This window comes from Streptococcus oralis SK304, from assembly GCF_000287715.1.
In the GTDB taxonomy this organism is placed as follows: domain Bacteria; phylum Bacillota; class Bacilli; order Lactobacillales; family Streptococcaceae; genus Streptococcus; species Streptococcus oralis_Y.
On sequence record NZ_ALJN01000011.1, the window covers coordinates 23,472 to 47,309 of the forward strand.

The window sequence follows — 23,838 nt, forward strand, 5'->3', positions numbered from 1 at the left end:
GCCAAGGAATTGGTCAATCTTTTTCTGTCTTAGATAAATTTCGTCTGTGATTATAGATTCCAAAAAGAAGAAGGGCAGTTAGTGAGCAGGCTGCTCCAATAACAAAACCATTAGGGATAAAGGAAAGTGTAATGGTACCTTTTCCCTTTGGAACATCAACCTTCATAAAACCAGTTTGAGCCTGCTTAATTTCAAGTTTTTTTCCATCTTGGTATGCAGACCAACCTTTGTCATAAGGAATAGTGAAGAAAATAGAGGTATCTTGTTTTACTTCATATGTAGCAAAGACTTTATTTTTAGAGGTGGATACTTCTACAGGTTGTTCTTCAATTTTTTGGATTGCCTCAGTTAGGGCCTGAGTATCTAAACGATAGAAGGCTGGAGATTCAAATGATACCTGAGAATTTCCAGGGAAGCTAACACTGATATTGAAAGTTTTTTGTTCTTCAGTATAACCCAAATTAAAGAAGTTAAAGGTATTGTCAGTTGTAAAAGACTTTTTTTCACCGTTGACAATGATGTCAACTTTCTTTTGCTTATCGTTTGTAAAATGAAGATTTGAAAAAGAGAGATAGACTTGGCTATTTTGAGGAACCTTAATTTGATAATCAATTCGGGCATCTTCATTCGTAGAACCTGTGATACTTGTTAAACCTTCAGAATTATCTGTTTTATCATATGTTATTTGGGAGAAATAATCTAAGTTGAGATTAGCAAGCTGGTTTATAAATAAAGCTTGATTATCTAGAGTGTGATTGTTAAAGTTTACATCAGTGTAAATAGATTGAGTGGCAAAGGCAATGGGTAAAGAGAGTTGATTTTTATATAAGGTTAAATGATCCTTTTGATAGATCTCTTGAAAGCCATACTTATCAAGTGAAGTTTCAGAAATATTGTACTGGATTCCAAATAAACTGTCTGCTAAAAGACTATTATTTGCATAACGGAGATTGAGGTTGGTTCCAGAGGATTTGAATCCAAGTTTGTCCAAACTAGTGCTAGTTGAACGATTTCGTACAGATGAGAATTGAGAGATTCCATTGTAGTTAAATTTCATACTGTCATTTCCAGTCTGAATTTGCAGTTTTTCAGTACGTGTAAATGGATTGTCAATTTGGTTTAGAATGGATTCCATAGCAGTGATATCTCTATTATAGGCGCTACGAGAAGCAAAGGCCCATTCTTTAGCTATTCCTTCCATTTGAGATGAAGCATTTAAGCTTATCTCAGCTATTATAAATAAAGACAAAAGAATTGCAAATAGATTTACAGAGATAAATTTTCTAATGACTGCAAGAAGTAAAAGAGCATAAACTAGAAGAAATTCAAGAGTGAGTAGGATATTCAAATCAGTTAAAAAAGAATAGTGTGATTTAAAATAGACAGTAGCCAAAAATCCTGTTAGTACCAGAAAAAGTGAGACAAATAGATTCCATAGCTTCAGTTCTTTCAGACGATTTAAGACTTCTGCTGCACTATAAATTAACAGAGTGGAAAAAATCCAAGCATAGCGATGCAAAAACATATTTGGGGTATGCATCCCTTGCCAAAATAAATCGAGGGCTTCTATGTAAAAGCTTGTTATTAAAAAAGTAAAGAAAATTGCATAGGTAAGTTTCACGTGAAACTTAATGGATTTTATTGTGAAAAATAGAATGGTCAAAATAAAAGGAAGCAATCCAACAAAAATCATTGGTATAGATCCATACTTAGTTGTATCAAAAGATCCAATGAATTGTTTTGCGAAAATATCCAGATACCAACTACTATCTGTCTTTATTTTTGTGATTGCAGTTAACTTCTCCCCATGAGTTTGTAAATCAAACAATGTAGGAAGAGTCATAATCAAACTAGCCATTCCTGCTAAAAAGGAGGTAACAACAAAATCAAGAAAAGATGATTTTCTAGTTTTAAAGTCCCAAGAAATTTGGCAGAGATACCAGAAAATAAGAAACAATGCTGTCATATATCCAAAATAATAATTTTGGATAAACAAGATTGACAGACTTGTAAAGTATAGTAGGCGCTTCTTTTGTGTTATAAGTAGGTGTAAACCAGTTATAATTAAAGGAATCAAGATAAAAACATCTAGCCAAGTTTTTATCTCTAACTGACTGACAGTGAAGCTCATTAAAGCATAGGAAGTAGATAAGGTAAGTTTTAAAAATTTTGGGATATCTTTAAATAATCTATTCAAACTAAAGAAGGTTGACAGACCAATCAACCCAAATTTTAAGAGAGTGGTCAGATAGACAGCATCTGGCATATTTGACAGATTAAAAAAGTAAACCAGGGGTGAAAGAAAACTACCTAAGTAATAACTAGATAGAGCATAGAAATTCAGTCCGAGGCCACTTGTAAAGGTGTAAAATAAACTGCCATTTCCATGTAGAATATTTCGTAAAGCTACATCAAAAATAACGTATTGATGGAAACCGTCTCCTAATAGTGGAGATACATCGCTATTCCAGTAGATACCTTGAGTTAGGTATACTCCAGTCATAATTACTAAAGGAATGATGAAAGAAACAAAATAGGTCCAATATGTTTTAAAAAATGATTTCATGTTACCTCGTAGAATGATAGAAAACTCAGTTGGTTACCCCAACTGAGTTTTGAAGTCTTATTTAGTCTTCCCAAAGTTCTTTAACTTTTGCTTGTACTTCTGCATTTTCTAGGAATTCATCATAGGTTTCATCAATACGATCAATGACGCCATTCTTAGACAAAACAATAATATGGTTTGCTAAAGTTTGAATGAACTCGTGATCATGACTAGCAAAGATGATTGATTCTTTAAAGTTTTTCAATCCATCGTTCAAGCTTGAGATAGATTCCAAGTCCAAGTGGTTTGTTGGATCATCAAGTACAAGGACATTTGATTTCAAGAGCATGAGTTTTGAAAGCATGACACGTACTTTTTCTCCCCCTGACAAGACGTTTACAGGTTTGTTAACCTCGTCTCCAGAGAAGAGCATACGACCAAGGAAACCACGTAGGAAGGTATTGTCATCTTCTTCTTTACTTGCAAATTGACGCAACCAGTCAAGGATTGACTCTCCTCCTGCAAAATCAGCTGAGTTGTCTTTTGGCAAGTAAGAACGGCTAGTAGTAACTCCCCACTTAACCGTTCCTTCGTAGTCGATGTCACCCATAATTGCACGAATTAATGCAGTCGTTTGAATGTCATTTTGTCCAATAAGAGCTGTCTTATCACCTGGACGCAAGATGAAACTAATATTGTCCAGGATAGTTTCACCATCAATCTTTACAGTTAGATTTTCTACTGTCAAGAGATCATTACCAATCTCACGTTCTGCTTTAAAGTTGATAAATGGATATTTACGACTAGATGGCACAATCTCTTCTAATTCAATCTTGTCAAGCATTTTTTTACGAGACGTTGCCTGTCTTGACTTAGAAGCGTTGGCAGAGAAGCGAGCAACGAATTCTTGCAATTGCTTAATTTTCTCTTCTGCCTTGGCATTACGGTCTGCTAGCAATTTAGCAGCGAGCTCAGAAGATTCTTTCCAGAAGTCGTAGTTTCCGACATAGAGTTTGATTTTTCCAAAGTCAAGGTCGGCCATGTGGGTACATACTTTGTTTAAGAAGTGGCGGTCATGAGATACCACGATAACAGTGTTATCAAAGTCAATCAAGAAGTCTTCTAGCCAAGTAATAGACTGGATATCCAAACCGTTGGTTGGCTCGTCCAAGAGAAGAACATCTGGTTTGCCAAAAAGTGCTTTGGCAAGGAGAACCTTCACTTTTTCACCATTGGCCAATTCGCTCATGTTTTGATAGTGCAATTCTTCTGGAATATTAAGATTTTGAAGTAGTTGAGACGCTTCACTCTCTGCCTCCCAACCTCCAAGTTCGGCAAATTCACCTTCGAGTTCGGCGGCACGCACACCATCCTCATCAGAGAAATCTTCCTTCATGTAGATAGCATCTTTTTCCTTCATGATGCTATAAAGTTTTTCATTTCCCATGATAACGACATCAATTGCACGTTCATCTTCATAGTCAAAGTGATTTTGACGAAGAACAGAGAGACGTTCATCTGGACCAAGAGAGATGTGACCAGTTGTTGGCTCAATATCACCAGCCAAGATTTTTAAGAATGTAGACTTCCCAGCACCATTAGCACCAATTAATCCGTATGTATTTCCTTCTGTAAATTTGATATTGACATCATCAAAAAGTTTGCGATCACTAAAACGTAGTGAAACATCAGATACTGTAAGCAATGTTTTTCTCCTATAATATGTAATACATTTATTCTACTAGAAAAGAGAGAAATATTCAAATTTTTGTTTGTCAATTTTATGTCAATTAAATTGACAGGTTTGTTTACAATGAGTTGGTTGTTTGATTTAAATAATTTTCTGTTATTTTAACAAAAAAATGCTATAATTGAAGAGACTATTTTGAAGGAGAAAAAAATGACGAAACCCATTATTTTAACAGGAGATCGTCCAACAGGAAAATTGCATATTGGACATTATGTTGGAAGTCTCAAAAATAGAGTATTACTGCAGGAAGAAGACAAGTATGAGATGTTTGTTTTTTTGGCGGACCAACAAGCCTTGACAGATCACGCCAAAGATCCTCAAACAATTGTAGAGTCTATTGGGAATGTTGCCTTGGATTATCTAGCAGTTGGATTGGATCCAAGCAAATCAACTATCTTTATTCAAAGCCAAATCCCAGAGTTGGCTGAACTATCTATGTACTATATGAATTTGGTGTCACTAGCTCGTTTGGAGCGCAATCCTACGGTGAAAACAGAGATTGCTCAGAAAGGGTTTGGAGAAAGTATTCCGACAGGATTTTTGGTTTATCCAATTGCGCAAGCAGCAGATATTACTGCCTTCAAGGCTAATTATGTTCCTGTAGGGACAGATCAGAAACCAATGATTGAACAAACTCGTGAGATTGTTCGTTCCTTTAATAATGCATATAACTGTGATGTCTTAGTGGAGCCAGAAGGGATATATCCAGAAAATGAGAGAGCAGGACGCTTGCCTGGTCTAGATGGAAATGCTAAAATGTCTAAATCCCTTAATAATGGTATTTATCTAGCAGATGATGCGGATACTTTACGTAAAAAAGTCATGAGTATGTATACTGATCCGGATCATATTCGAGTGGAGGATCCAGGTAAGATTGAAGGAAACATGGTTTTCCATTATCTAGATGTGTTTGGTCGTCCAGAAGATGCTCAAGAAATTGCGGATATGAAAGAGCATTATCAACGTGGTGGTCTTGGTGATGTGAAGACGAAACGTTATCTACTTGAAATATTAGAACGCGAACTTGGTCCTATTCGTGAGCGCCGTATCGAATTTGCTAAGGATATGGGTGAAGTGCACAATATGCTTCAAAAAGGTAGTGAAAAAGCTCGTGAGGTTGCAGGGCAAACTCTATCTGAAGTTAAGGGAGCAATGGGACTAAATTATTTTAAATAATAGATAAAATATGAATCGTAAAACTATCTCTTCCATAGAATAACAGGGATAGTTTTTTATATTTTCTGCTATAAATATAATTGACAAATTTCCATAGAATGGTATGATAGATACAATACAAAAAGAGTCAAGCTCAAAAAGAAAGAAAAGAGGAAACTTCAATGTCTAATTGGGACACTAAATTTTTGAAAAAAGGTTTTACCTTTGATGATGTATTGCTCATTCCAGCAGAAAGTCATGTGTTGCCTAATGATGCAGATTTAACAACAAAATTGGCAGATAATCTGACTTTAAATATCCCAATTATAACAGCCGCCATGGATACAGTCACAGAGAGTCAAATGGCCATTGCCATTGCTCGTGCAGGTGGTCTTGGAGTAATCCATAAAAATATGTCTATTGCGCAACAGGCAGATGAAGTTCGCAAGGTAAAACGTTCTGAAAATGGTGTTATTATTGATCCATTCTTCTTGACTCCAGAACATACCATTGCTGAGGCAGACGAACTGATGGGACGTTACCGTATCAGTGGTGTTCCAGTTGTAGAAACACTTGAAAATCGTAAATTGGTTGGTATTCTAACAAACCGAGATCTTCGCTTTATTTCAGATTACAATCAACCAATCTCGAACCATATGACCAGTGAAAATCTTGTCACTGCTCCTGTTGGTACAGATCTTGCAACAGCTGAACATATTCTTCAAGAACACCGTATTGAAAAACTTCCTTTGGTTGACGAGGAAGGCCGTCTTTCTGGCTTGATTACTATCAAAGATATTGAAAAAGTTATTGAGTTTCCAAATGCTGCTAAAGATGAGTTTGGTCGTCTTCTAGTTGCTGGTGCGGTGGGTGTCACTTCAGATACATTTGAACGTGCTGAAGCCCTTTTTGAAGCAGGTGCTGACGCAATTGTTATTGATACTGCACATGGTCACTCTGCTGGAGTTCTGCGTAAAATTGCTGAAATTCGTGCTCATTTCCCAGATCGTACTTTGATTGCAGGTAATATTGCAACTGCAGAAGGAGCGCGTGCTCTTTACGAAGCAGGTGTAGATGTTGTCAAAGTTGGAATTGGACCAGGTTCTATCTGTACCACTCGTGTGATTGCAGGTGTTGGTGTACCACAAGTTACAGCAATCTATGATGCAGCAGCAGTTGCGCATGAATATGGCAAAACAATCATCGCTGATGGTGGAATCAAGTATTCTGGAGATATTGTAAAGGCCCTTGCTGCAGGTGGAAATGCTGTTATGCTTGGATCAATGTTTGCTGGAACAGACGAAGCGCCAGGTGAAACGGAAATCTTCCAAGGACGTAAGTTTAAGACTTACCGTGGTATGGGATCAATCGCTGCAATGAAGAAAGGTTCAAGCGATCGTTACTTCCAAGGTTCTGTTAATGAAGCAAACAAACTCGTTCCAGAAGGAATTGAAGGTCGTGTTGCTTATAAAGGTGCTGTAGCTGATATCGTTTTCCAAATGATTGGTGGTATTCGCTCTGGTATGGGTTACTGTGGTGCAGCTAACCTTAAAGAACTACATGATAATGCTCAATTTATTGAAATGTCTGGAGCTGGTCTAAAAGAAAGTCATCCTCATGATGTGCAAATTACTAATGAAGCACCAAACTACTCTATGTAAACAAAAAAGAACTCCTGAAAATTAGGGGTTCTTTTATTTACAACAGTGTCAATTTAATTTACAGATATCTGACCGTTTTGAATATTGAAAATACTAAGGTTTTCTGGCAAGTTTTGTAAGTGATCCAAACTTGTTGTTGTGATAAAGGTTTGGATAGATTGAGAAATGGTTTCTAGTAATTTTAGTTGCCGGGTGTTATCAAGTTCGCTCATAACATCATCAAGCAAGAGTATCGGAGACTCGTTGGTAATACTTTCCATTAGCTCGATCTCTGCTAGTTTGATAGAGAGAACAAGACTGCGATGTTGACCTTGACTTCCAAAACTAGCATCTATACCATTGATATAGAAAGTAATGTCATCTCGATGAGGGCCAACACCAGTATTCTTTTTAAATAAATCTCTTGCTTTACTTTTCTCTAAAGCCATTTTAAAAGAATCCATTAAGATTTCTTCATTGGTGAAGTTGACAGATGATTGATAAGATATTGACAACTCTTCTAATTGGTTTGAAATTTCTAAGTGTTTTTTTTGACCAAATTTCTCTAGGTCTTTAATGAATTTTATCCGATGCTTTATGACGCGACAACCGTATTCTACTAACTGATCATCTAAGACTGACAGAAATGTTTCGTCAATCTTCTGGCTGGATTTTAGGTAAGTATTTCTTTGCTTGAGTATATGGTTATAGTTTGACAAGTCTGACAAGTAGATTGGTTTAATTTGTCCCAGTTCAATGTCTATAAATTTTCGACGAACAGAGGGCGCCCCTTTAATTAACTGGAGATCTTCAGGTGCAAAGAGGACCACATTCATATGTCCGATGTAGTCTGATAGGCGAGCTTGCTTTAAGTGATTGACTTTAGTCACACGCCCTTTTGGCGTTAAATCAATTTCTAGAGGGATAGAACCTGTTTTTTTCTGTAGCAAGCCAGAAAGATGGAGTTGCTCGTCATCAAAATGAATGAGATTTTTATCTGTACGAGTCCGATGACTACGTGTCAAGGCCAAGAAATAGATTGCTTCTAGAATATTGGTTTTTCCTTGTGCATTTTGACCTAGAAAGACGTTTAATTTTGGATTGAAATCAATTTTTGCCTCTTTGTAGTTTCGAAAAGTTTTAATTGTTAAATGTTGGAGCCACATGGTTATCTTCCTGGAAAACGCGGAACTTGTTTGGCTTTAGGCGATAAAGAAGTTTTTTGTTTTTCTTTCTTTACACCCTTATTCATCTCTTTGACAAGTTTGGCAATCCGCTCTTTTTCAATCTTATCTGCTTGGTATTCTTCTTGCTCTTTTAAACTTGGTTGTGTCAAGGTGATGTCAATCTTTAAATCAGGAATGTCAATCGTATCTCCAACACGAATTTTTTTCCCACGTCTATTTTCTAATTCACCATTAAAGTAAACTTGATGCTCCATTAAAAAAGATTTAATAGCACCACCGCTTTGTATAATTCCAAGCTCTTTTAGGAGGGCTTGGAGCGTAATAAATTCTTCAAATAATTTGTATTCCATAATTCACCTCAATCTTTGGTATTATACCATATTTTCCTTGAAATAGCTGAGGGAAAGTTAGCTGAAATGAAAACGATTTTACTCTTTAAAGCTATAAAGAGAACAAGAAAAATTTTGATTTTCGTGGTATAATAGAACTCTATATGTAAGGAGGTAAGGTATGGAATTAGTGCCTGGAATTTCAGCACATTTTGTTCAATCCAAAAAGTTTAAAACAAATAAAATCACTATTCGTTTTACTGCTCCCTTATCTCTTGAGACAATAGCAGGACGCATGTTGAGCGCGAGTATGTTGGAGACGGCAAATCAAGTTTACCCAACATCTCAAGTATTTCGCAGATACTTGGCAAGTTTATATGGAACAGATATTTCCACAAGTGCTTATCGTAGGGGACAGGCACATATTCTTGACTTAACGTTTACCTATGTGAGGGATGATTTTTTAAGTAAAAAGAATGTCTTGACTTCTCGAATTTTGGAATTGGTGAAACAGACTTTATTTGCTCCCTTAGTTCAAGATAGTGCTTTTGAGCCAGCCTTATTTGAAATTGAAAGAAAACAGTTGTTGGCTAGTTTAGCTACTGACATGGATGATTCATTTTATTTTTCTCATAAGGAGTTGGATAGCTTGTTCTTCCGTGATGAGCGTCTTCAATTGAGATACAGTGATTTACGAAATAGCATTTCAAATGAGTCTCCAGAAAGTAGCTACACTTGCTTTCAAGATGCTCTGAAAAATGATCGAATTGATTTCTTTTTCTTAGGTGATTTTAATGAAGTAGAAATTACAGAATCACTGAAGTCATTATCCCTTACAGCTAGAGAGAATTGTGTTCCTATCCAATATTATCAATCTTATTCGAATGTCCTACGAGAGGGAATGGTTCAGAGGAATGTTGGGCAATCTATTTTGGAATTAGGCTATCATTCTACTGTAAAATATGGCGATGATGAGCATTTATCCATGCTTGTCATGAATGGTTTGTTGGGTGAATTTGCACATTCGAAACTTTTTACAAACGTTCGTGAAAATACTGGAATTGCCTATACAGTATCTAGTCAATTGGATTTGTTTAGTGGTCTGTTAAGGATGTATGCGGGTATCGATAGAGAAAATCGAAATCAGGCTAGAAAAATGATGAATCATCAATTGCTAGATCTGAAAAAGGGCAACTTTACAGATTTTGAACTTGAACAAACCAAGGAGATGATTCGAAGATCTTTATTGATTGCTCAAGATAATCAACAGACTCTGGTTGAAAGAGCCTATTTGAATGCTCTATTTGGAAAATCAAGCTTTGATATGGATCGATTGGTGGCAAAATTAGAGAGTGTTGATAAAGAAGCGGTATGTAAAGCTGCCAACAGTTTGAAGTTACAAGCAATTTACTTTATGGAAGGAGTAGAATGACAAAGGTTACTTTTGAAGAAAAATACTATCCTGCTGTAAAGGAAACAGTCTACAAAACACAATTGTCAAATGGATTGACAGTTTCTTTACTCCCTAAACAAGATTTCAATGAGGTTTATGGGGTTGTAACGGTTCAATTTGGTTCCGTAGATGCAACTTATACAAGTTTAGACAAAGGTTTACGTCATCATCCAGCAGGAATTGCACATTTTCTTGAACATAAATTGTTTGAAAGAGAAAACTCTGAGGACATAATGGCTGCTTTTACTCGATTAGGTGCGGAAAGCAATGCCTTTACAAGCTTTACTAAAACCAGCTATCTTTTTTCAACAATTGACCATCTATTAGAGAATTTAGATTTGCTAGATGAGTTAGTCGGAGATGTTCATTTGACAGAAGAGTCTGTTTTGAGGGAACAGGATATTATCCAGCAAGAACGAGAAATGTACCAAGACGATCCAGACTCACGCTTGTTTTTTGCAACATTGGCCAACCTTTATCCTGATACTCCTTTAGCAACAGATATTGTTGGAAGTGAAAAATCAATTTCTGAGATTCAAGTTTCAAATTTAAAAGAAAACTTTACAGACTTTTACAAGCCTGTCAACATGTCACTGTTTTTAGTTGGGAATATTGATGTGGAAGTTGTTGAGGAATACTTTTCGAAAAAGGAAAAGAAAACTTTAGAACAGTTTACAGTTACAAAAGAGAAACTACCCTTGCAGCCTGTGAAGCAAACAGATAGTCTTCGGATGGAAGTTTCTTCACCCAAACTTGCTGTTGCGATTAGAGGTAACGGGCAAATAACAGAAGCTGAGTCTTATCGTTACAATATTTTATTGAAATTGCTATTTACGATGATGTTTGGTTGGACTTCTGACCGTTTTCAAAGGTTATATGAGACTGGGAAGTTAGATGCGTCATTGTCACTTGAGGTTGAAGTCAACAGTCGCTTTCATTTTGTGATATTGACAATGGATACCAAAGAGCCTGTTTCTCTGTCGCATCAATTTCGTAAAGCGATTCGTCAGTTTAGTAGTGATACGGATATTACAGAGGAACATTTAGATCTTGTTAAGAGTGAGATGTTTGGGGAGCTTTTCAGTAGCATGAACTCCTTGGAATTTATCGCAACCCAATACGATCCTATGGATCGCGGAGAAACAATTTTTGATTTTCCAAAAATTTTACAGGAAATTACTTTGGAGGATGTTCTAGAAGCTGGACATCGTTTGATTGATGATGGTGATCTAGTTGATTTTACCATCTTTCCAGCTTAAAAGATGACTAATACTAGAAAGAAGGAATGGTACGTATGAGAAAAAAAACAATTGGCGAGGTTCTACGTTTAGCTAGAATTAACCAGGGATTGAGTCTGGAAGAATTACAGGAAAAAACTGAAATTCAGTTGAACTTTCTAGAAGCTATGGAGGCAGATGATTTTGATCAACTTCCTAGTACCTTCTATGCTCGTTCTTTTTTAAGAAAATATGCCTGGGCAGTAGAGTTGGATGAGAGAATTGTCTTGGATGCCTATGATTCGGGTAGTATGATTACTTATGAAGAGGTCGATGTTGATGAAGAAGACTTGTCTGGTCGCAGACGATCAAATAAGAAAAAAACGTCTTATCTCCCCTTGTTTTATTTCGTTCTATTTGCTTTGTCGATTTTAATTTTTGTGACTTACTATGTCTGGAACTACATCCAAACTCAGCCAAGTCTTTCTTCTGCAAATTATAGTGTTGTTAGCTCAACTAGTTCCACAACCTCAACTAGTTCATCTTTTAGTAGTCAGACGTCTAGCTCATCTTCTACTACGGAATCAACTATTACAGTGTCAGGCGAAGGAAACCGCATTGAAGCTCTCTATAAAACGAGTAAGGAAACCGCTACGGTTCAACTGACGGTTTCAGATGCAACTAGCTGGGTTAGTGTTTCGGGAAGTGAGTTGGAAGGTGGTGTGACACTATCCGCAGACAATAAGAATGCAAAAACAACAGTTTCAACGAAAGATTCTGTAACTATTACTTTGGGTGTGGTAAAGGGGGTTACTTTGACTGTGGACAATCAAACGATTGATACTTCGAAGCTGACAACTCAGACTGGAACTGTGACACTTACATTTACTACAGATTAAGGAAAAATCAATGAAAAAAGAACAAATTCCTAATGTATTAACTATTGGTAGAATTCTCTTTATACCTCTCTTTATTCTTATTTTGACTTTGGGCCATTCACAAGGCAGTCATTTGCTGGCAGCGATCATCTTTGCAGTTGCTAGTATAACGGATTATCTTGATGGCTACCTTGCTCGTAAATGGAATGTGGTTAGCAACTTTGGAAAGTTTGCAGATCCAATGGCGGATAAGTTGTTGGTTATGTCAGCTTTTATCATGTTGATTGAGTTGGGTATGGCTCCAGCTTGGGTTGTTGCTATTATCATCTGTCGTGAACTTGCGGTGACAGGCTTGCGTTTGTTGCTTGTTGAGACGGGAGGGACAGTTCTAGCAGCAGCGATGCCAGGAAAAATCAAGACCTTTAGTCAGATGTTTGCCATTATCTTTTTGCTCTTACATTGGAATTTAATTGGTCAGCTGTTGCTTTATATCGCTTTGTTTTTCACTATCTACTCTGGCTATGATTATTTCAAGGGTAGCGCTCATGTATTCAAAGGGACATTTGGTTCGAAATGAAATCGATTATTGAAGTAAAAAATCTGTCTTTTCGTTACAAGGAAGATCAGGATCATTATGATGTTAATAATGTCTCGTTTCACGTGAAACGGGGAGAATGGCTTTCGATTGTAGGTCATAATGGGAGTGGGAAATCGACAACTATCCGTTTGATTGATGGATTGCTTGAAGCAGAGTCTGGGGAAATCTGGATAGATGGGCAATTGCTGTCCTCTGAGAATGTTTGGGACTTACGCCGTCAAATTGGTATGGTTTTTCAAAATCCAGATAATCAATTTGTAGGTGCAACTGTTGAAGATGATGTTGCCTTTGGCCTAGAAAATCAGGGACTTCCTCGTGAAGAAATGAAGAAGAGAGTGGCTGAATCTTTGGAGTTGGTAGGTATGCTGGACTTTAAGAAGAGAGAACCAGCTCGTTTATCTGGCGGCCAAAAACAACGGGTGGCCATTGCAGGAGTTGTTGCCCTGAGGCCAGCTATTTTGATTTTGGACGAGGCTACAAGTATGTTGGATCCTGAGGGACGCAGCGAACTGATTCAGACAGTTCAAGAGATTCGAAAAGACCACCAGATGACAGTTGTCTCTATTACGCATGACTTGGAAGAAGTTGCGATGAGTGACCGTGTCTTGGTCATGAAAAAAGGCCAAGTGGAGTCAACCAGTAGCCCAAGAGAACTTTTTTCTCGGGATGACCTTGACCAGATAGGCTTAGATGATCCCTTTACGAATCAATTGAGAGAATCTTTGAGAGAGACAGGCTATCAGTTGCCGGATGGTTATTTGACAGAAGGAGAGCTAGAGGACAAGTTATGGGAATTACTCTAGAAAATGTGAGCTTTACCTATCAAGAGGGGACTCCCCTATCTTCATCAGCCTTGGCTGATGTTTCCTTGACGATTGAGGACGGCTCCTATACTGCTTTGATAGGACATACAGGTAGTGGGAAATCAACGATCTTACAGCTTTTAAATGGCCTATTGCTTCCAAGCAAGGGTTCTGTTCGAGTTTTCGATACCGTCATTACCCCTACATCAACAAATAAAGAAATTCGACAGATTCGAAAGCAAGTCGGTTTAGTTTTTCAATTTGCTGAAAATCAGATTTTCGAAGAAACTGTTTTGAAAGATGTTGCGTTTGGACCACAAAATTTTGGAGTTTCTGAGGAAGAAGCCAAGAGAACTGCGCGTGAAAAGTTAGCCTTGGTAGGGATCGATGAGTCACTCTTTGAGCGCAGTCCTTTTGAACTTTCGGGTGGCCAAATGAGACGTGTAGCTATAGCAGGTATGCTGGCCATGGAGCCAACTGTCTTGGTTTTGGATGAGCCAACAGCAGGGCTAGATCCTCTAGGCAGAAAAGAATTGATGACCTTGTTTAAAGAACTCCACCTTTCTGGAATGACAATCGTCTTGGTAACGCATTTGATGGATGATGTAGCTGCATATGCTGATCAGGTCTATGTTATGGAAAAGGGGCGTTTGGTCAAAAGTGGCAAACCAAGTGATGTCTTCCAAGATGTAGCCTCTATGGAAAATGTACAGTTAGGTGTGCCTAAAATCACAGCCTTTTGTAAACGTTTGGCAGATAGGGGTGTAGCTTTTAAGAAACTGCCAATCAAGATAGAGGAGTTTAAGGAGTCGCTAAATGGATAGTATGATTTTAGGGCGTTATATACCAGGAGATTCCATCATTCATCGCTTGGATCCCCGTAGTAAATTGCTCGCTATGATTCTGTTGATTTTGATTGTATTTTGGGCTAATAATCCTCTCGCTAATCTCATTCTTTTTGTAGCGACAGGTATATTTATCGCTTTGTCAGGCGTTTCCCTCTCATTTTTTGTTCAGGGATTAAAATCCATGTTTTTCTTGATTGCTTTTACGACTTTATTTCAGCTCTTTTTCATTTCAAGTGGAAATGTCCTATTTGAGTTTTCTTTTATAAGAATAACGGATTATGCTTTGCAACAAGCTGGAATCATTTTCTGTCGTTTTGTGCTGATTATTTTCTTTTCAACCTTGCTAACCTTAACGACCATGCCCTTGAGTTTAGCAGCTGCAGTTGAAGCTCTTTTAGCACCGCTGAAACGCGTGAAAGTTCCCGTTCATGAAATTGGTCTGATGTTATCAATGAGTTTGCGTTTTGTTCCAACTTTGATGGATGACACGACGAGAATTATGAATGCTCAAAAAGCTCGTGGAGTTGATTTTGGCGAGGGAAGCATCGTTCAAAAAGTAAAGGCTATGATTCCAATTTTAATTCCTCTTTTTGCGACGAGCTTAAAGCGTGCAGATTCATTGGCAATAGCCATGGAAGCGCGTGGTTATCAGGGAGGAAAGGGTAGAAGTCAGTATAGACAGTTGAGATGGAGTCAAAAGGATACACTGGCAATTCTTGTGATTTTGGTACTGGGATGTTTCTTATTTTTCTTAAAATCTTAGCAGGTTTGTAGGATTGATAAGAAGTTCACAGTAGCAGGTTTTTAGTATAAAGGTAGGAATATGAACCGTTTTAAAAAATCAAAATATCTAATCATCGTTTTTGTCACAGTTCTGGCAGTTTCTGTACTATTAGTGACAACCTATTCAAGCGCTATTGTGACGAAACTAGGAGATGGGATTTCCTTAGTAGATAGAATTGTCCAAAACCCCTTTCAGTGGTTTGATACTTTCAAATCAGATTTGGGACATTTGACGCGGACTTACAATGAAAACGAAAGTCTAAAAAAACAGCTCTATCAACTAGAGGTAGAATCTAATCAATCAGAAAGTTTAAAAAATGAAAATGAACAACTACGTCAGTTGCTGGATATGAAGTCAAAATTGCAGGCTACAAAAAACATAGCAGCAGATGTAATTACGCGTTCACCGGTATTTTGGAAGCAAGAGTTAACGATAGATGCAGGAAGTTCAAAGGGTGCTTCTGAAAATATGTTGGCCATTGCAAATGGGGGCTTGATTGGCAGTGTTTCAAAAGTGGAGGATCATTCAACGACTGTCAACCTATTGACAAATACCGAAAATTCGGATAAAATTTCCGTTAAAATCTTGCATGGTTCTACTGAAATTTACGGAATTATCGTTGGTTATGACAAAGAAACCGAACTTCTTAAAATTAGTCAATTAAACAGTAACAGCGACATTAGTGCTGGGGATAGGGTGACTACAGGGGGGCTTGGAAACTTTAATGTTAAGGATATTCCTGTTGGAGAGGTTGTTGCTACAACTCATAGCAGTGATTATCTAACACGAGAGGTAACAGTAAAGTTAAGTGCTGATACTAAAGATCTTCATGTGGTAGAGTTAGTGGGGAATTAACAATGAGACTGTTAAAACAAGTTGGTATTTTCTTTTTACTTCCTTTTCTTGTGCTAATTGATGCACATATTGGTCAATTAGTGGAATCCTTTTATCCACATTTTCACTTAGCCAGTCATTTCCTGTTTTTATTTCTCTTGTTTGAGACAATTGAGGTATCAGAATACTTCTATCTAGCTTATTGCTGTATAGCAGGTTTGGTGTACGATATCTATTTTTTCCACTTGATAGGAATTGCGACACTTTTATTTATCTTGATAGGTGCCTCACTTCACAAGTTTAATAGTGTGACTTTGTTGAACCGTTGGACGAGAATGTTAACAATAGTTGTGATGAGCTTCCTATTTGATATGGGTAGTTATCTCCTGGCCCTTGCTATGGGACTGACAGTAGAATCAATGCCAGTTTTCATTGTCTACAGTCTTGTCCCATCAATGATTTTAAACTTTTTGTGGATGGTGATTTTCCAGTATATTTTTGAAAAATATTATCTATAAGAAAGAAATAAAAATGTAACAAAGGCGTAATATTTATTATGTCTTTTTTTGGTATACTAGTAATGTCTTAAATAGAAGGAGTATCTACACAATATGAAGAAAAAAATCTTAGCGTCACTTTTATTAAGTACAGTATTAGTGTCTCAAGTGTCGGTGTTAACAACTGTTCACGCTGAAACAACTGATGAAAAAATTGCTGCTCAAGATAGTAAGATTAGTGACTTGACAGCCCAACAAAAAGAAGCTCAAAAACAGGTAGATGAAATCCAAACGCAAGTTACAGCTATTCAAACACAGCAAACAAACTTGCAAGCTGAAAATGAAACACTACAGGCGGAATCTAAAAAACTTGAAGGAGAAATTACAGAGCTTTCTAAGAACATTGTTGCTCGTAATGAATCTTTGGAAAAACAAGCACGTAGCGCACAAACAAACGGTGCTGCAACTAGCTATATCAATACAATTGTAAATTCAAAATCAATTACAGAAGCTATTTCCCGTGTTGCGGCTATGAGCGAGATTGTATCAGCTAACAACAAAATGTTAGAGCAACAAAAAGCTGATAAAAAATCAATCTCGGAAAAACAAGTTGCAAATAATGAAGCAATCAATACTGTAATTGCGAACCAACAAACGCTTGCTGACGATGCACAAACATTGACAACAAAACAGGCGGAGTTAAAAGTTGCTGAGTTGAACCTTGCTGCAGAGAAAGCTACTGCAGAAGGTGAGAAAGCTACCTTGTTGGAACAAAAAGCAGCAGCAGAGGCAGAAGCGAAAGCAGCAGCTGAAGCAGAGGCAGCTTATAAAGCACGTCAAACAAGTCAACAACAATCAGTTGTTGCTTCTGGAAACACAAGTTTCTCAGCTCAAGTGCAAGCAACATCTACATCAGCATCAGCATCTGACGACGAGGACTCAAGCTACACTCCAGCACCTACTCCAGCACCTACTCCGACTCCTACTAGACAACGTCCAACATACAGTACAAATGCTTCAAGTTATCCAACTGGTGAATGTACTTGGGGAGCTAAAACATTAGCACCTTGGGCTGGAGATTACTGGGGTAACGGAGCGCAGTGGGCTACAAGTGCAGCGGCTGCAGGATTCCGTACTGGATCAACTCCACAAGTTGGTGCGATTGCATGTTGGAATGATGGTGGATATGGACACGTAGCGGTTGTTACAGCAGTTTCATCAACAACTAGCATTCAAGTATCAGAATCAAACTATGGTGGAGATCGTACAATCGGTAACAAACGTGGATGGTTCAATCCAACTACAACTTCTGAAGGTTATGTTACTTATATCTATCCAAACTAATGAATGAAATAAAGAGGCTCGATTTGAGTCTCTTTTATTATTTTTTATCGAAAGCAAGACCGAAATCTATCAAAATCACTTGAAAATATGGCTAAAATGTGGTAGAATGAACCTTGTCGTGTAAACGATAATACTCATTCTTGATGAATTGTGAAACTGTTGCCCTCGGGTCGTTTTGCAAGTTGAAATCGAGAAGAGGAAAAAAACAAAAAGGAGAAATACTCATGGCAGTAATTTCAATGAAACAACTTCTTGAGGCTGGTGTACACTTTGGTCACCAAACTCGTCGCTGGAACCCTAAGATGGCTAAGTACATCTTCACTGAGCGTAACGGAATCCATGTTATCGACTTGCAACAAACTGTAAAATACGCTGACCAAGCATACGACTTCATGCGTGATGCGGCAGCTAACGATGCAGTTGTATTGTTTGTTGGTACAAAAAAACAAGCTGCTGACGCTGTTAAAGAGGAAGCAGAACGTTCAGGTCAATACTACATCAACCACCGTTGGTTGGGTGGAACTCTTACTAACTGGGGAACTATCCAAAAACGTATCGCTCGTTTGAAAGAAATCAAACGTATGGAAGAAGAAGGAATCTTTGATGTTCTTCCTAAGAAAGAAGTTGCACTTCTTAACAAACAACGTGCACGTCTTGAAAAATTCTTGGGTGGTATCGAAGATATGCCTCGTATCCCAGATGTAATGTACGTAGTTGACCCACATAAAGAACAAATCGCTGTTAAAGAAGCTAAAAAATTGGGTATCCCAGTTGTAGCGATGGTTGACACAAACACTGATCCAGATGATATCGATGTAATCATCCCAGCTAACGATGACGCTATCCGCGCGGTTAAATTGATTACAGCTAAATTGGCTGACGCTATCATCGAAGGTCGTCAAGGCGAAGACGCGACAGCAGTTGAAGCTGAATTTGCAGCTTCAGAAGCTCAAGCTGACTCAATCGAAGAAATCGTTGAAGTTGTAGAAGGCGACAACGCTTAATTCAAATAAGTAATCATTACCTAGGAGGGCGGGGCTTAGCCCGGCTCTCCTATTTTTAAAAAATATAGGAGAATCAAAATGGCAGAAATTACAGCTAAACTTGTTAAAGAGTTGCGTGAAAAATCTGGTGCTGGTGTTATGGACGCTAAGAAAGCATTGGTTGAAGTTGAAGGTGATATCGAAAAAGCAATCGAATTGCTTCGCGAAAAAGGTATGGCTAAGGCAGCTAAGAAAGCTGACCGTGTTGCAGCTGAGGGTTTGACTGGTGTATTTGTTAACGGTAACGTTGCAGCAGTAGTTGAAGTAAATGCTGAAACTGACTTCGTTGCAAAAAATGCTCAATTCGTTGAGTTGGTAAATGCTACAGCTAAAGTAATTGCTGAAGGAAAACCAGCTAACAACGAAGAAGCTCTTGCCTTGACAATGCCTTCAGGTGAAACTCTTGAAGCAGCCTATGTATCTGCAACAGCTACAATCGGTGAAAAAATCTCATTCCGTCGTTTTGCTTTGCTTGAAAAAACAGATGCACAACACTTTGGAGCATACCAACACAATGGTGGACGTATCGGTGTTATCTCTGTCATCGAAGGTGGAGATGAGGCACTTGCTAAACAAATCTCAATGCATATCGCTGCGATGAAACCAACAGTTCTTTCTTACAAAGAATTGGATGAGCAGTTCGTTAAAGATGAGTTGGCACAATTGAACCACGTGATTGACCAAGATAATGATAGCCGTGCAATGGTTGGTAAACCAGCTCTTCCACACTTGAAATATGGATCAAAAGCTCAATTGACTGATGAAGTGATTGCTCAAGCTGAAGAAGATATCAAAGCTGAATTAGTTGCAGAAGGCAAACCCGAAAAAATCTGGGACAAAATCATCCCAGGTAAAATGGATCGCTTCATGCTTGACAACACTAAAGTTGACCAAGCATACACACTTCTTGCACAAGTCTACATCATGGATGACAGCAAGACAGTTGAAGCTTACCTTGAATCAGTAAATGCTTCAGTAGTTGAGTTCGCTCGCTTTGAAGTTGGTGAAGGTATCGAGAAAGCTGCAAACGACTTTGAAGCAGAAGTTGCAGCTACAATGGCAGCAGCTTTGAATAACTAATCAAATTATGTCTAATCATTTTATTCTTTGAGGAGTCTCTAAGAGACCATGTATGAGAGAAATGTGATACTTCTTCTTGCTGACATTGCTTGTTTTTCTTTTTATGTTATAATCACTACTGTTTTAAATGTTTAAGAAGTGAGAATTGTATTCTCTGAAAATTTTACTACGCCTTTTCACAGTCTTTTAAACTTCAATAATCTACTGTCTGAAGCCTATATATGGTTGCGATAAACTTTTTAGGTATGTTTGTTATTTACTGTAAAATACATTATAAATTCTGTTTACTTGAGCGTAAATTACCCAATTATTAAAATCAGAAGGATATATAACCAAGGCATAGATATCCTAATTCTACAAGTTGAAAATCAGATATAAAAGAACCCTTACTAGGAAAAATGATAGAAGGCAGAAACTGTAGTAAAAGGACAAAGGTGGTTTATACGTTCTTTATGAATTGTGTCAAATCACTTTATTTTTGTTTATTTATATGTTGAATCAGAGAACACGCCACTTTAATGTACTAGAGAGCTAAAAAGTATATGTTTTTAAGTGTTTTCATGACATTTTTTACACAATCTTTAGATAGGGTACGTGTTTAATTTGACAAATTATAAAAATACTATTATTATTAAAGTAAGTGATATTTTATACTGTTACTGTAGTAATGTATATATCTATTCTTGAAAATAGGGGGGGATGTTTTATGATGAGAAAAATGATTTTCTTCTAACCATGACAAGGGTTTGGATGTTTGCAGTGGGAGATAGTCCTCTATTGGCTCGTAATGTGGGGGACTCAAGCAATTTGGAAACAGTGAACAATGAGACGATCTCTGCGTTATCAAACATTCAGAAAATGCCAGCGACCTAGTACAAACAGGTGTTGCGTCGATAAAACCAGCATACCTATAGAAGCTAATGCCGGTTCTTTCTGGTGAGAGAAAGACTTTCGGTTTTTATGTGTCAAGATTTCGATGTCATCGAAATCTATAAGGATTGTGCTACAGTCTAAAATTTGATGGTTCTAAATCAGTCGTTCTACTAGCACAAGTGGCTGGTTAAGTTTATTGGTGAAAAATTTGTATTATTGCAAAAAAGAGATTATCGAGCCAACGACTCTTTTTTGCAATAATCGGTCTGTTCGTTTTATCATTATTAGGGTTAAATAAATCAATCCTTTGAGAGAACAATGAATAATACGTTAATTATAAAAATGAAGGAAGGAACGCGCATGTTCAATCACAATAGCGAGACAAAAGGTCACGGTTCTATTCGTAAAAATAAAGTATATGGCACAATTGGAGTCATTGCTCTTGGCGCCATTGCTATGTTTAGTAATAACAAAACAGTGTTGGCAGATGAAGTATCATCTTCTGATCCAACGGCTTCACAGCCTGCAGCGAAAGATAGTAGGGTTGCAGAAGGAACTCAGGGCGCTTCAACTGTGACTATAGCCCCAGCTACCCCAACATCTGAAACGCCAGCAACTTATACTGCTCCAGCATCTGAAACAACTCCAGCTACAGTGGCTTCTTCGGCTAGTGATACAACTCCAGCTACAGCTACAGCTGCTTCTTCGGCTAGTGACACAACCCCTGTAACTTACACTGCACCTGCAGCAGCACAGGCCGCTCCAGTTGCGTCGGCCGAAGCCACAGAACCAAAAGTTACTGTGGAAAATCAAAAGTTGAAAGATGCTGTTTCTGAAGCAAAAGGTTATAACATTGATGTAAAACAAAAGCCAACAGAAAATATTGGAACAGCAAATAACCAAATAGAGTCAGATGCTAAAAAGGATCTTGCCAACACTCTTGAGGAAACACAAGCGACTCGTATCAAGACGGGGGTAGATGCCTACAAACGTGATTTGAAAAAAGCTCAGGAGAACGTAGGTAATGACGGTCATTTGAGTGAAGTTGTCAGTCAAGGTTTAAAGTTTGAGAGTGAGCCTAATGGGAAGATATCTATTAGTGGTGCTACAGAGTATGGGCAAAAGGATATGCCTAGATCACAGTCCTACGAGGAATATGTGGCGGGTGGTGGAACATTTGGATCCAATCCAGTGCCATCACTTACAACAAGACTCTCAGGTGGTGGAAGTAGATTTTACATCCCTAAGATTGAAAACGGACAGACTATCACTGCTACTTATACCAATCTTCAGAATTCGACTTATAATGGACAGAAAATTTCTAAGGTAATTTATGAGGTTACAAACTTAAGTGGTGGGACTGGTATTGTTGGCTTTGCGGAGAAAGATCCAACAAAAGGTATTTATACTTTTTATAAAATTAATGAGTTATCTAGATTCCGTGTAAATATTCGTTTTTATGGTGAGGATGGCAATCCAATTCAATTTACAAAGACGAATCCAGCTATTTTAGCTATGACGAGTCTAACGAAAACGGAACCAACCTCAGGGAGGTTAGCTGGTCTCAAACATGAGGAAAGTATTACCGATTATAATTTCCGACCAGTAAAAATTACCGGATCTTTGGTTGACAAACAAACTGATGGACGTTTGGCGGCAAATACTCCAACTAGCAATATTAAAGATGATTATGATGATCCAAATTTCTATAAAATGGGGATTGCCGGTGTAGCAGAAAGCGGAGATACCCTCTCTTTTGTGATGCAACGAGCATCTCAATGGGAAGGTGGATATTGGCTAGCTATTACTAGCAAATTACCATCTCGCTTTACACTTGTAAAACCAGATCTTGAATACAATCTAGTTGAATATAATCTTGCAGGGAATGTCGTACTTGATAACTATATTCAAGGGACAACTACTAAACTAACCAATACTCAAACAATTAAACCTACAGGAACTCCTGTTGGTGAAGAGTACACAACAACACACCAAGACAGAATTACAACAGCGGATGGCAAAGTCTATAAATATGTGTCATCAACTAATAATACAACAGGTGAAGTGAAATTAGGTACAACAAACGTAGCAAACTACTATACCGAAGTAAAAGGTAATGTTGTTGTTGATTACCAAGATAAGCAAGGCAACACCATTTCTCCGCGTGTCGTAGATACACCAGACACATCAGTCGGAACGGCTTACGACACGACTGATCACAAACCGTCTACAATCACTACAGCCGATGGAGCAAGTTACCGTATTGACCCTACAGCTACACAAGGTCAAGAAAGTGGTAGAGTTGTTGAAGGAACAACCCGCGTTGTCTATGTTTATGATAAGCTTGAAAAACCAGTAGAGAAGTATGGTAATGTTGTCGTTGATTACCAAGATAAGCAAGGTAACACCATTTCTCCGCGTGTCGTAGATACACCAACTTCACGGGTTGGTACTTACTATGACACAACTGATCACAAACCAACTACCATTACGGCGGATGATGGCACAACTTATCGTATTGATACCAATGCTACACAAGGTCAAGAAAGTGGTCAGGTTGTTGAAGGAACAACCCGCGTTGTCTATGTTTATGACAAAGTTGAAAAGCCGGTAGAAAAAAAATATGGTGATGTCACAGTTGAGTACAAGAACAAAGATGGTGTGACGATTGCACCGAAAGTGACGGATACACCACGTTCTGAAGTGGGAACTGCTTACGATACTACGGATCAACGCAAGGATACTATTACTACTGTAGATGGTAAGAAGTACAAGCTGGATCCAACCGCAACTCAAGGAGCGGAAACTGGTAAAGTGGTAGAAGGCAATACCAATATCGTTTACTACTATGATCTTGTTCCAGACACACCAGCTAAGAAATATGGTGATGTCACAGTTGAGTACAAGAACAAAGATGGTGTGACGATTGCACCGAAAGTGACGGATACACCACGTTCTGAAGTGGGAACTGCTTACGATA

20 protein-coding genes are annotated in these 23,838 nt (G+C 37.9%); 16 read left to right on the forward strand and 4 right to left on the reverse strand.

Annotation, left to right across the window (positions count from 1 at the left end):
- Positions 1-13: 13 nt before the first annotated feature.
- Positions 14-2,566 carry a YfhO family protein gene (locus HMPREF1125_RS05970; protein WP_000834504.1) on the reverse strand — a complete coding sequence of 851 codons (2,553 nt, stop codon included), beginning with the start codon at positions 2,564-2,566 and terminating at the stop codon, positions 14-16.
- Between the two features lie 61 nt (positions 2,567-2,627).
- Positions 2,628-4,250, reverse strand: a complete 1,623-nt coding sequence (locus HMPREF1125_RS05975; RefSeq protein WP_000958773.1) for an ATP-binding cassette domain-containing protein — start codon at positions 4,248-4,250, stop codon at positions 2,628-2,630.
- A 195-nt stretch (positions 4,251-4,445) separates the two neighbouring features.
- On the opposite strand from HMPREF1125_RS05975, the gene trpS reads away from it, so the two are divergent.
- Complete coding sequence (gene trpS, locus HMPREF1125_RS05980; protein WP_000165468.1) at positions 4,446-5,471, forward strand: tryptophan--tRNA ligase; 1,026 nt, start codon at positions 4,446-4,448, stop codon at positions 5,469-5,471.
- A gap of 161 nt (positions 5,472-5,632) precedes the next feature.
- The gene (guaB, locus tag HMPREF1125_RS05985) at positions 5,633-7,111 is read left to right on the forward strand and encodes an IMP dehydrogenase (RefSeq protein ID WP_000073408.1); all 1,479 of its coding nucleotides are present in this window, start codon (positions 5,633-5,635) and stop codon (positions 7,109-7,111) included.
- A gap of 53 nt (positions 7,112-7,164) precedes the next feature.
- On the opposite strand, the gene recF is transcribed toward guaB, so the two are convergent.
- Entirely contained in the window at positions 7,165-8,256 is a 1,092-nt protein-coding gene (gene recF / locus HMPREF1125_RS05990) for a DNA replication/repair protein RecF (protein WP_000266684.1), read from the reverse strand.
- A gap of 2 nt (positions 8,257-8,258) precedes the next feature.
- Entirely contained in the window at positions 8,259-8,627 is a 369-nt protein-coding gene (gene yaaA / locus HMPREF1125_RS05995; protein WP_000455883.1) for a S4 domain-containing protein YaaA, read from the reverse strand.
- 160 nt (positions 8,628-8,787) lie between these two features.
- Here yaaA and yfmF point away from each other — a divergent pair, with 160 nt between their 5' ends.
- The 14 genes from yfmF to HMPREF1125_RS06060 form a co-directional block, all read left to right on the forward strand.
- Positions 8,788-10,038, forward strand: coding sequence for an EF-P 5-aminopentanol modification-associated protein YfmF (gene yfmF, locus HMPREF1125_RS06000; RefSeq protein WP_000424578.1), 1,251 nt, complete (start codon positions 8,788-8,790; stop codon positions 10,036-10,038).
- Positions 10,035-11,318: an EF-P 5-aminopentanol modification-associated protein YfmH gene (gene yfmH, locus HMPREF1125_RS06005; RefSeq protein ID WP_000170126.1), complete on the forward strand. Its 1,284-nt coding sequence runs from the start codon at positions 10,035-10,037 to the stop codon at positions 11,316-11,318. The genes yfmF and yfmH overlap by 4 nt, the downstream gene beginning before the upstream one ends.
- 35 nt (positions 11,319-11,353) lie before the next feature.
- Complete coding sequence (gene rodZ, locus HMPREF1125_RS06010; protein ID WP_001227981.1) at positions 11,354-12,175, forward strand: cytoskeleton protein RodZ; 822 nt, start codon at positions 11,354-11,356, stop codon at positions 12,173-12,175.
- A gap of 10 nt (positions 12,176-12,185) precedes the next feature.
- Positions 12,186-12,731: a CDP-diacylglycerol--glycerol-3-phosphate 3-phosphatidyltransferase gene (gene pgsA, locus HMPREF1125_RS06015; RefSeq protein WP_000712149.1), complete on the forward strand. Its 546-nt coding sequence runs from the start codon at positions 12,186-12,188 to the stop codon at positions 12,729-12,731.
- Positions 12,728-13,555 carry an energy-coupling factor ABC transporter ATP-binding protein gene (locus tag HMPREF1125_RS06020; RefSeq protein WP_000835744.1) on the forward strand — a complete coding sequence of 276 codons (828 nt, stop codon included), beginning with the start codon at positions 12,728-12,730 and terminating at the stop codon, positions 13,553-13,555. Before pgsA ends, HMPREF1125_RS06020 begins: the two co-directional genes overlap by 4 nt.
- Complete coding sequence (locus HMPREF1125_RS06025) at positions 13,540-14,379, forward strand: energy-coupling factor transporter ATPase (protein ID WP_000513196.1); 840 nt, start codon at positions 13,540-13,542, stop codon at positions 14,377-14,379. Before HMPREF1125_RS06020 ends, HMPREF1125_RS06025 begins: the two co-directional genes overlap by 16 nt.
- Complete coding sequence (locus tag HMPREF1125_RS06030; protein WP_000377878.1) at positions 14,372-15,166, forward strand: energy-coupling factor transporter transmembrane component T family protein; 795 nt, start codon at positions 14,372-14,374, stop codon at positions 15,164-15,166. The genes HMPREF1125_RS06025 and HMPREF1125_RS06030 overlap by 8 nt, the downstream gene beginning before the upstream one ends.
- 60 nt (positions 15,167-15,226) lie before the next feature.
- Positions 15,227-16,042 carry a rod shape-determining protein MreC gene (gene mreC / locus HMPREF1125_RS06035; RefSeq protein ID WP_001078974.1) on the forward strand — a complete coding sequence of 272 codons (816 nt, stop codon included), beginning with the start codon at positions 15,227-15,229 and terminating at the stop codon, positions 16,040-16,042.
- 2 nt (positions 16,043-16,044) lie between these two features.
- On the forward strand, positions 16,045-16,539 hold the full coding sequence (mreD, locus tag HMPREF1125_RS06040; RefSeq protein ID WP_001237923.1) for a rod shape-determining protein MreD: 495 nt from the start codon (positions 16,045-16,047) through the stop codon (positions 16,537-16,539).
- A gap of 93 nt (positions 16,540-16,632) precedes the next feature.
- The gene (pcsB, locus tag HMPREF1125_RS06045) at positions 16,633-17,862 is read left to right on the forward strand and encodes a peptidoglycan hydrolase PcsB (protein ID WP_000727003.1); all 1,230 of its coding nucleotides are present in this window, start codon (positions 16,633-16,635) and stop codon (positions 17,860-17,862) included.
- 224 nt (positions 17,863-18,086) lie between these two features.
- The gene (gene rpsB / locus HMPREF1125_RS06050; protein WP_000268477.1) at positions 18,087-18,866 is read left to right on the forward strand and encodes a 30S ribosomal protein S2; all 780 of its coding nucleotides are present in this window, start codon (positions 18,087-18,089) and stop codon (positions 18,864-18,866) included.
- Between the two features lie 78 nt (positions 18,867-18,944).
- Positions 18,945-19,985 (forward strand): translation elongation factor Ts, encoded by a 1,041-nt coding sequence (gene tsf, locus HMPREF1125_RS06055; RefSeq protein ID WP_000808089.1) that lies wholly within the window; start codon positions 18,945-18,947, stop codon positions 19,983-19,985.
- Between the two features lie 699 nt (positions 19,986-20,684).
- On the forward strand, positions 20,685-20,858 hold the full coding sequence (locus HMPREF1125_RS12740) for a hypothetical protein (protein WP_002883006.1): 174 nt from the start codon (positions 20,685-20,687) through the stop codon (positions 20,856-20,858).
- Between the two features lie 318 nt (positions 20,859-21,176).
- A partial coding sequence (locus HMPREF1125_RS06060) for a GbpC/Spa domain-containing protein (protein ID WP_196218622.1) occupies positions 21,177-23,838 on the forward strand: 2,662 nt, incomplete at its 3' end.

What these genes read in the sequence shown, in the direction of transcription:
- HMPREF1125_RS06025 (WP_000513196.1), top strand. Translation starts at nt 13,540, where the DNA reads ATGGGAATTACTCTAGAAAATGTGAGCTTTACCTATCAAGAGGGGACT.
- HMPREF1125_RS12740 (WP_002883006.1), top strand. Translation starts at nt 20,685, where the DNA reads ATGTTTTATGATGAGAAAAATGATTTTCTTCTAACCATGACAAGGGTT.
- guaB (WP_000073408.1), top strand. Translation starts at nt 5,633, where the DNA reads ATGTCTAATTGGGACACTAAATTTTTGAAAAAAGGTTTTACCTTTGAT.
- pgsA (WP_000712149.1), top strand. Translation starts at nt 12,186, where the DNA reads ATGAAAAAAGAACAAATTCCTAATGTATTAACTATTGGTAGAATTCTC.
- yfmF (WP_000424578.1), top strand. Translation starts at nt 8,788, where the DNA reads ATGGAATTAGTGCCTGGAATTTCAGCACATTTTGTTCAATCCAAAAAG.
- pcsB (WP_000727003.1), top strand. Translation starts at nt 16,633, where the DNA reads ATGAAGAAAAAAATCTTAGCGTCACTTTTATTAAGTACAGTATTAGTG.
- HMPREF1125_RS06030 (WP_000377878.1), top strand. Translation starts at nt 14,372, where the DNA reads ATGGATAGTATGATTTTAGGGCGTTATATACCAGGAGATTCCATCATT.
- yaaA (WP_000455883.1), bottom strand. Translation starts at nt 8,627, where the DNA reads ATGGAATACAAATTATTTGAAGAATTTATTACGCTCCAAGCCCTCCTA.
- HMPREF1125_RS05970 (WP_000834504.1), bottom strand. Translation starts at nt 2,566, where the DNA reads ATGAAATCATTTTTTAAAACATATTGGACCTATTTTGTTTCTTTCATC.
- mreC (WP_001078974.1), top strand. Translation starts at nt 15,227, where the DNA reads ATGAACCGTTTTAAAAAATCAAAATATCTAATCATCGTTTTTGTCACA.
- tsf (WP_000808089.1), top strand. Translation starts at nt 18,945, where the DNA reads ATGGCAGAAATTACAGCTAAACTTGTTAAAGAGTTGCGTGAAAAATCT.
- yfmH (WP_000170126.1), top strand. Translation starts at nt 10,035, where the DNA reads ATGACAAAGGTTACTTTTGAAGAAAAATACTATCCTGCTGTAAAGGAA.
- trpS (WP_000165468.1), top strand. Translation starts at nt 4,446, where the DNA reads ATGACGAAACCCATTATTTTAACAGGAGATCGTCCAACAGGAAAATTG.
- recF (WP_000266684.1), bottom strand. Translation starts at nt 8,256, where the DNA reads ATGTGGCTCCAACATTTAACAATTAAAACTTTTCGAAACTACAAAGAG.
- rodZ (WP_001227981.1), top strand. Translation starts at nt 11,354, where the DNA reads ATGAGAAAAAAAACAATTGGCGAGGTTCTACGTTTAGCTAGAATTAAC.
- mreD (WP_001237923.1), top strand. Translation starts at nt 16,045, where the DNA reads ATGAGACTGTTAAAACAAGTTGGTATTTTCTTTTTACTTCCTTTTCTT.
- HMPREF1125_RS06020 (WP_000835744.1), top strand. Translation starts at nt 12,728, where the DNA reads ATGAAATCGATTATTGAAGTAAAAAATCTGTCTTTTCGTTACAAGGAA.
- rpsB (WP_000268477.1), top strand. Translation starts at nt 18,087, where the DNA reads ATGGCAGTAATTTCAATGAAACAACTTCTTGAGGCTGGTGTACACTTT.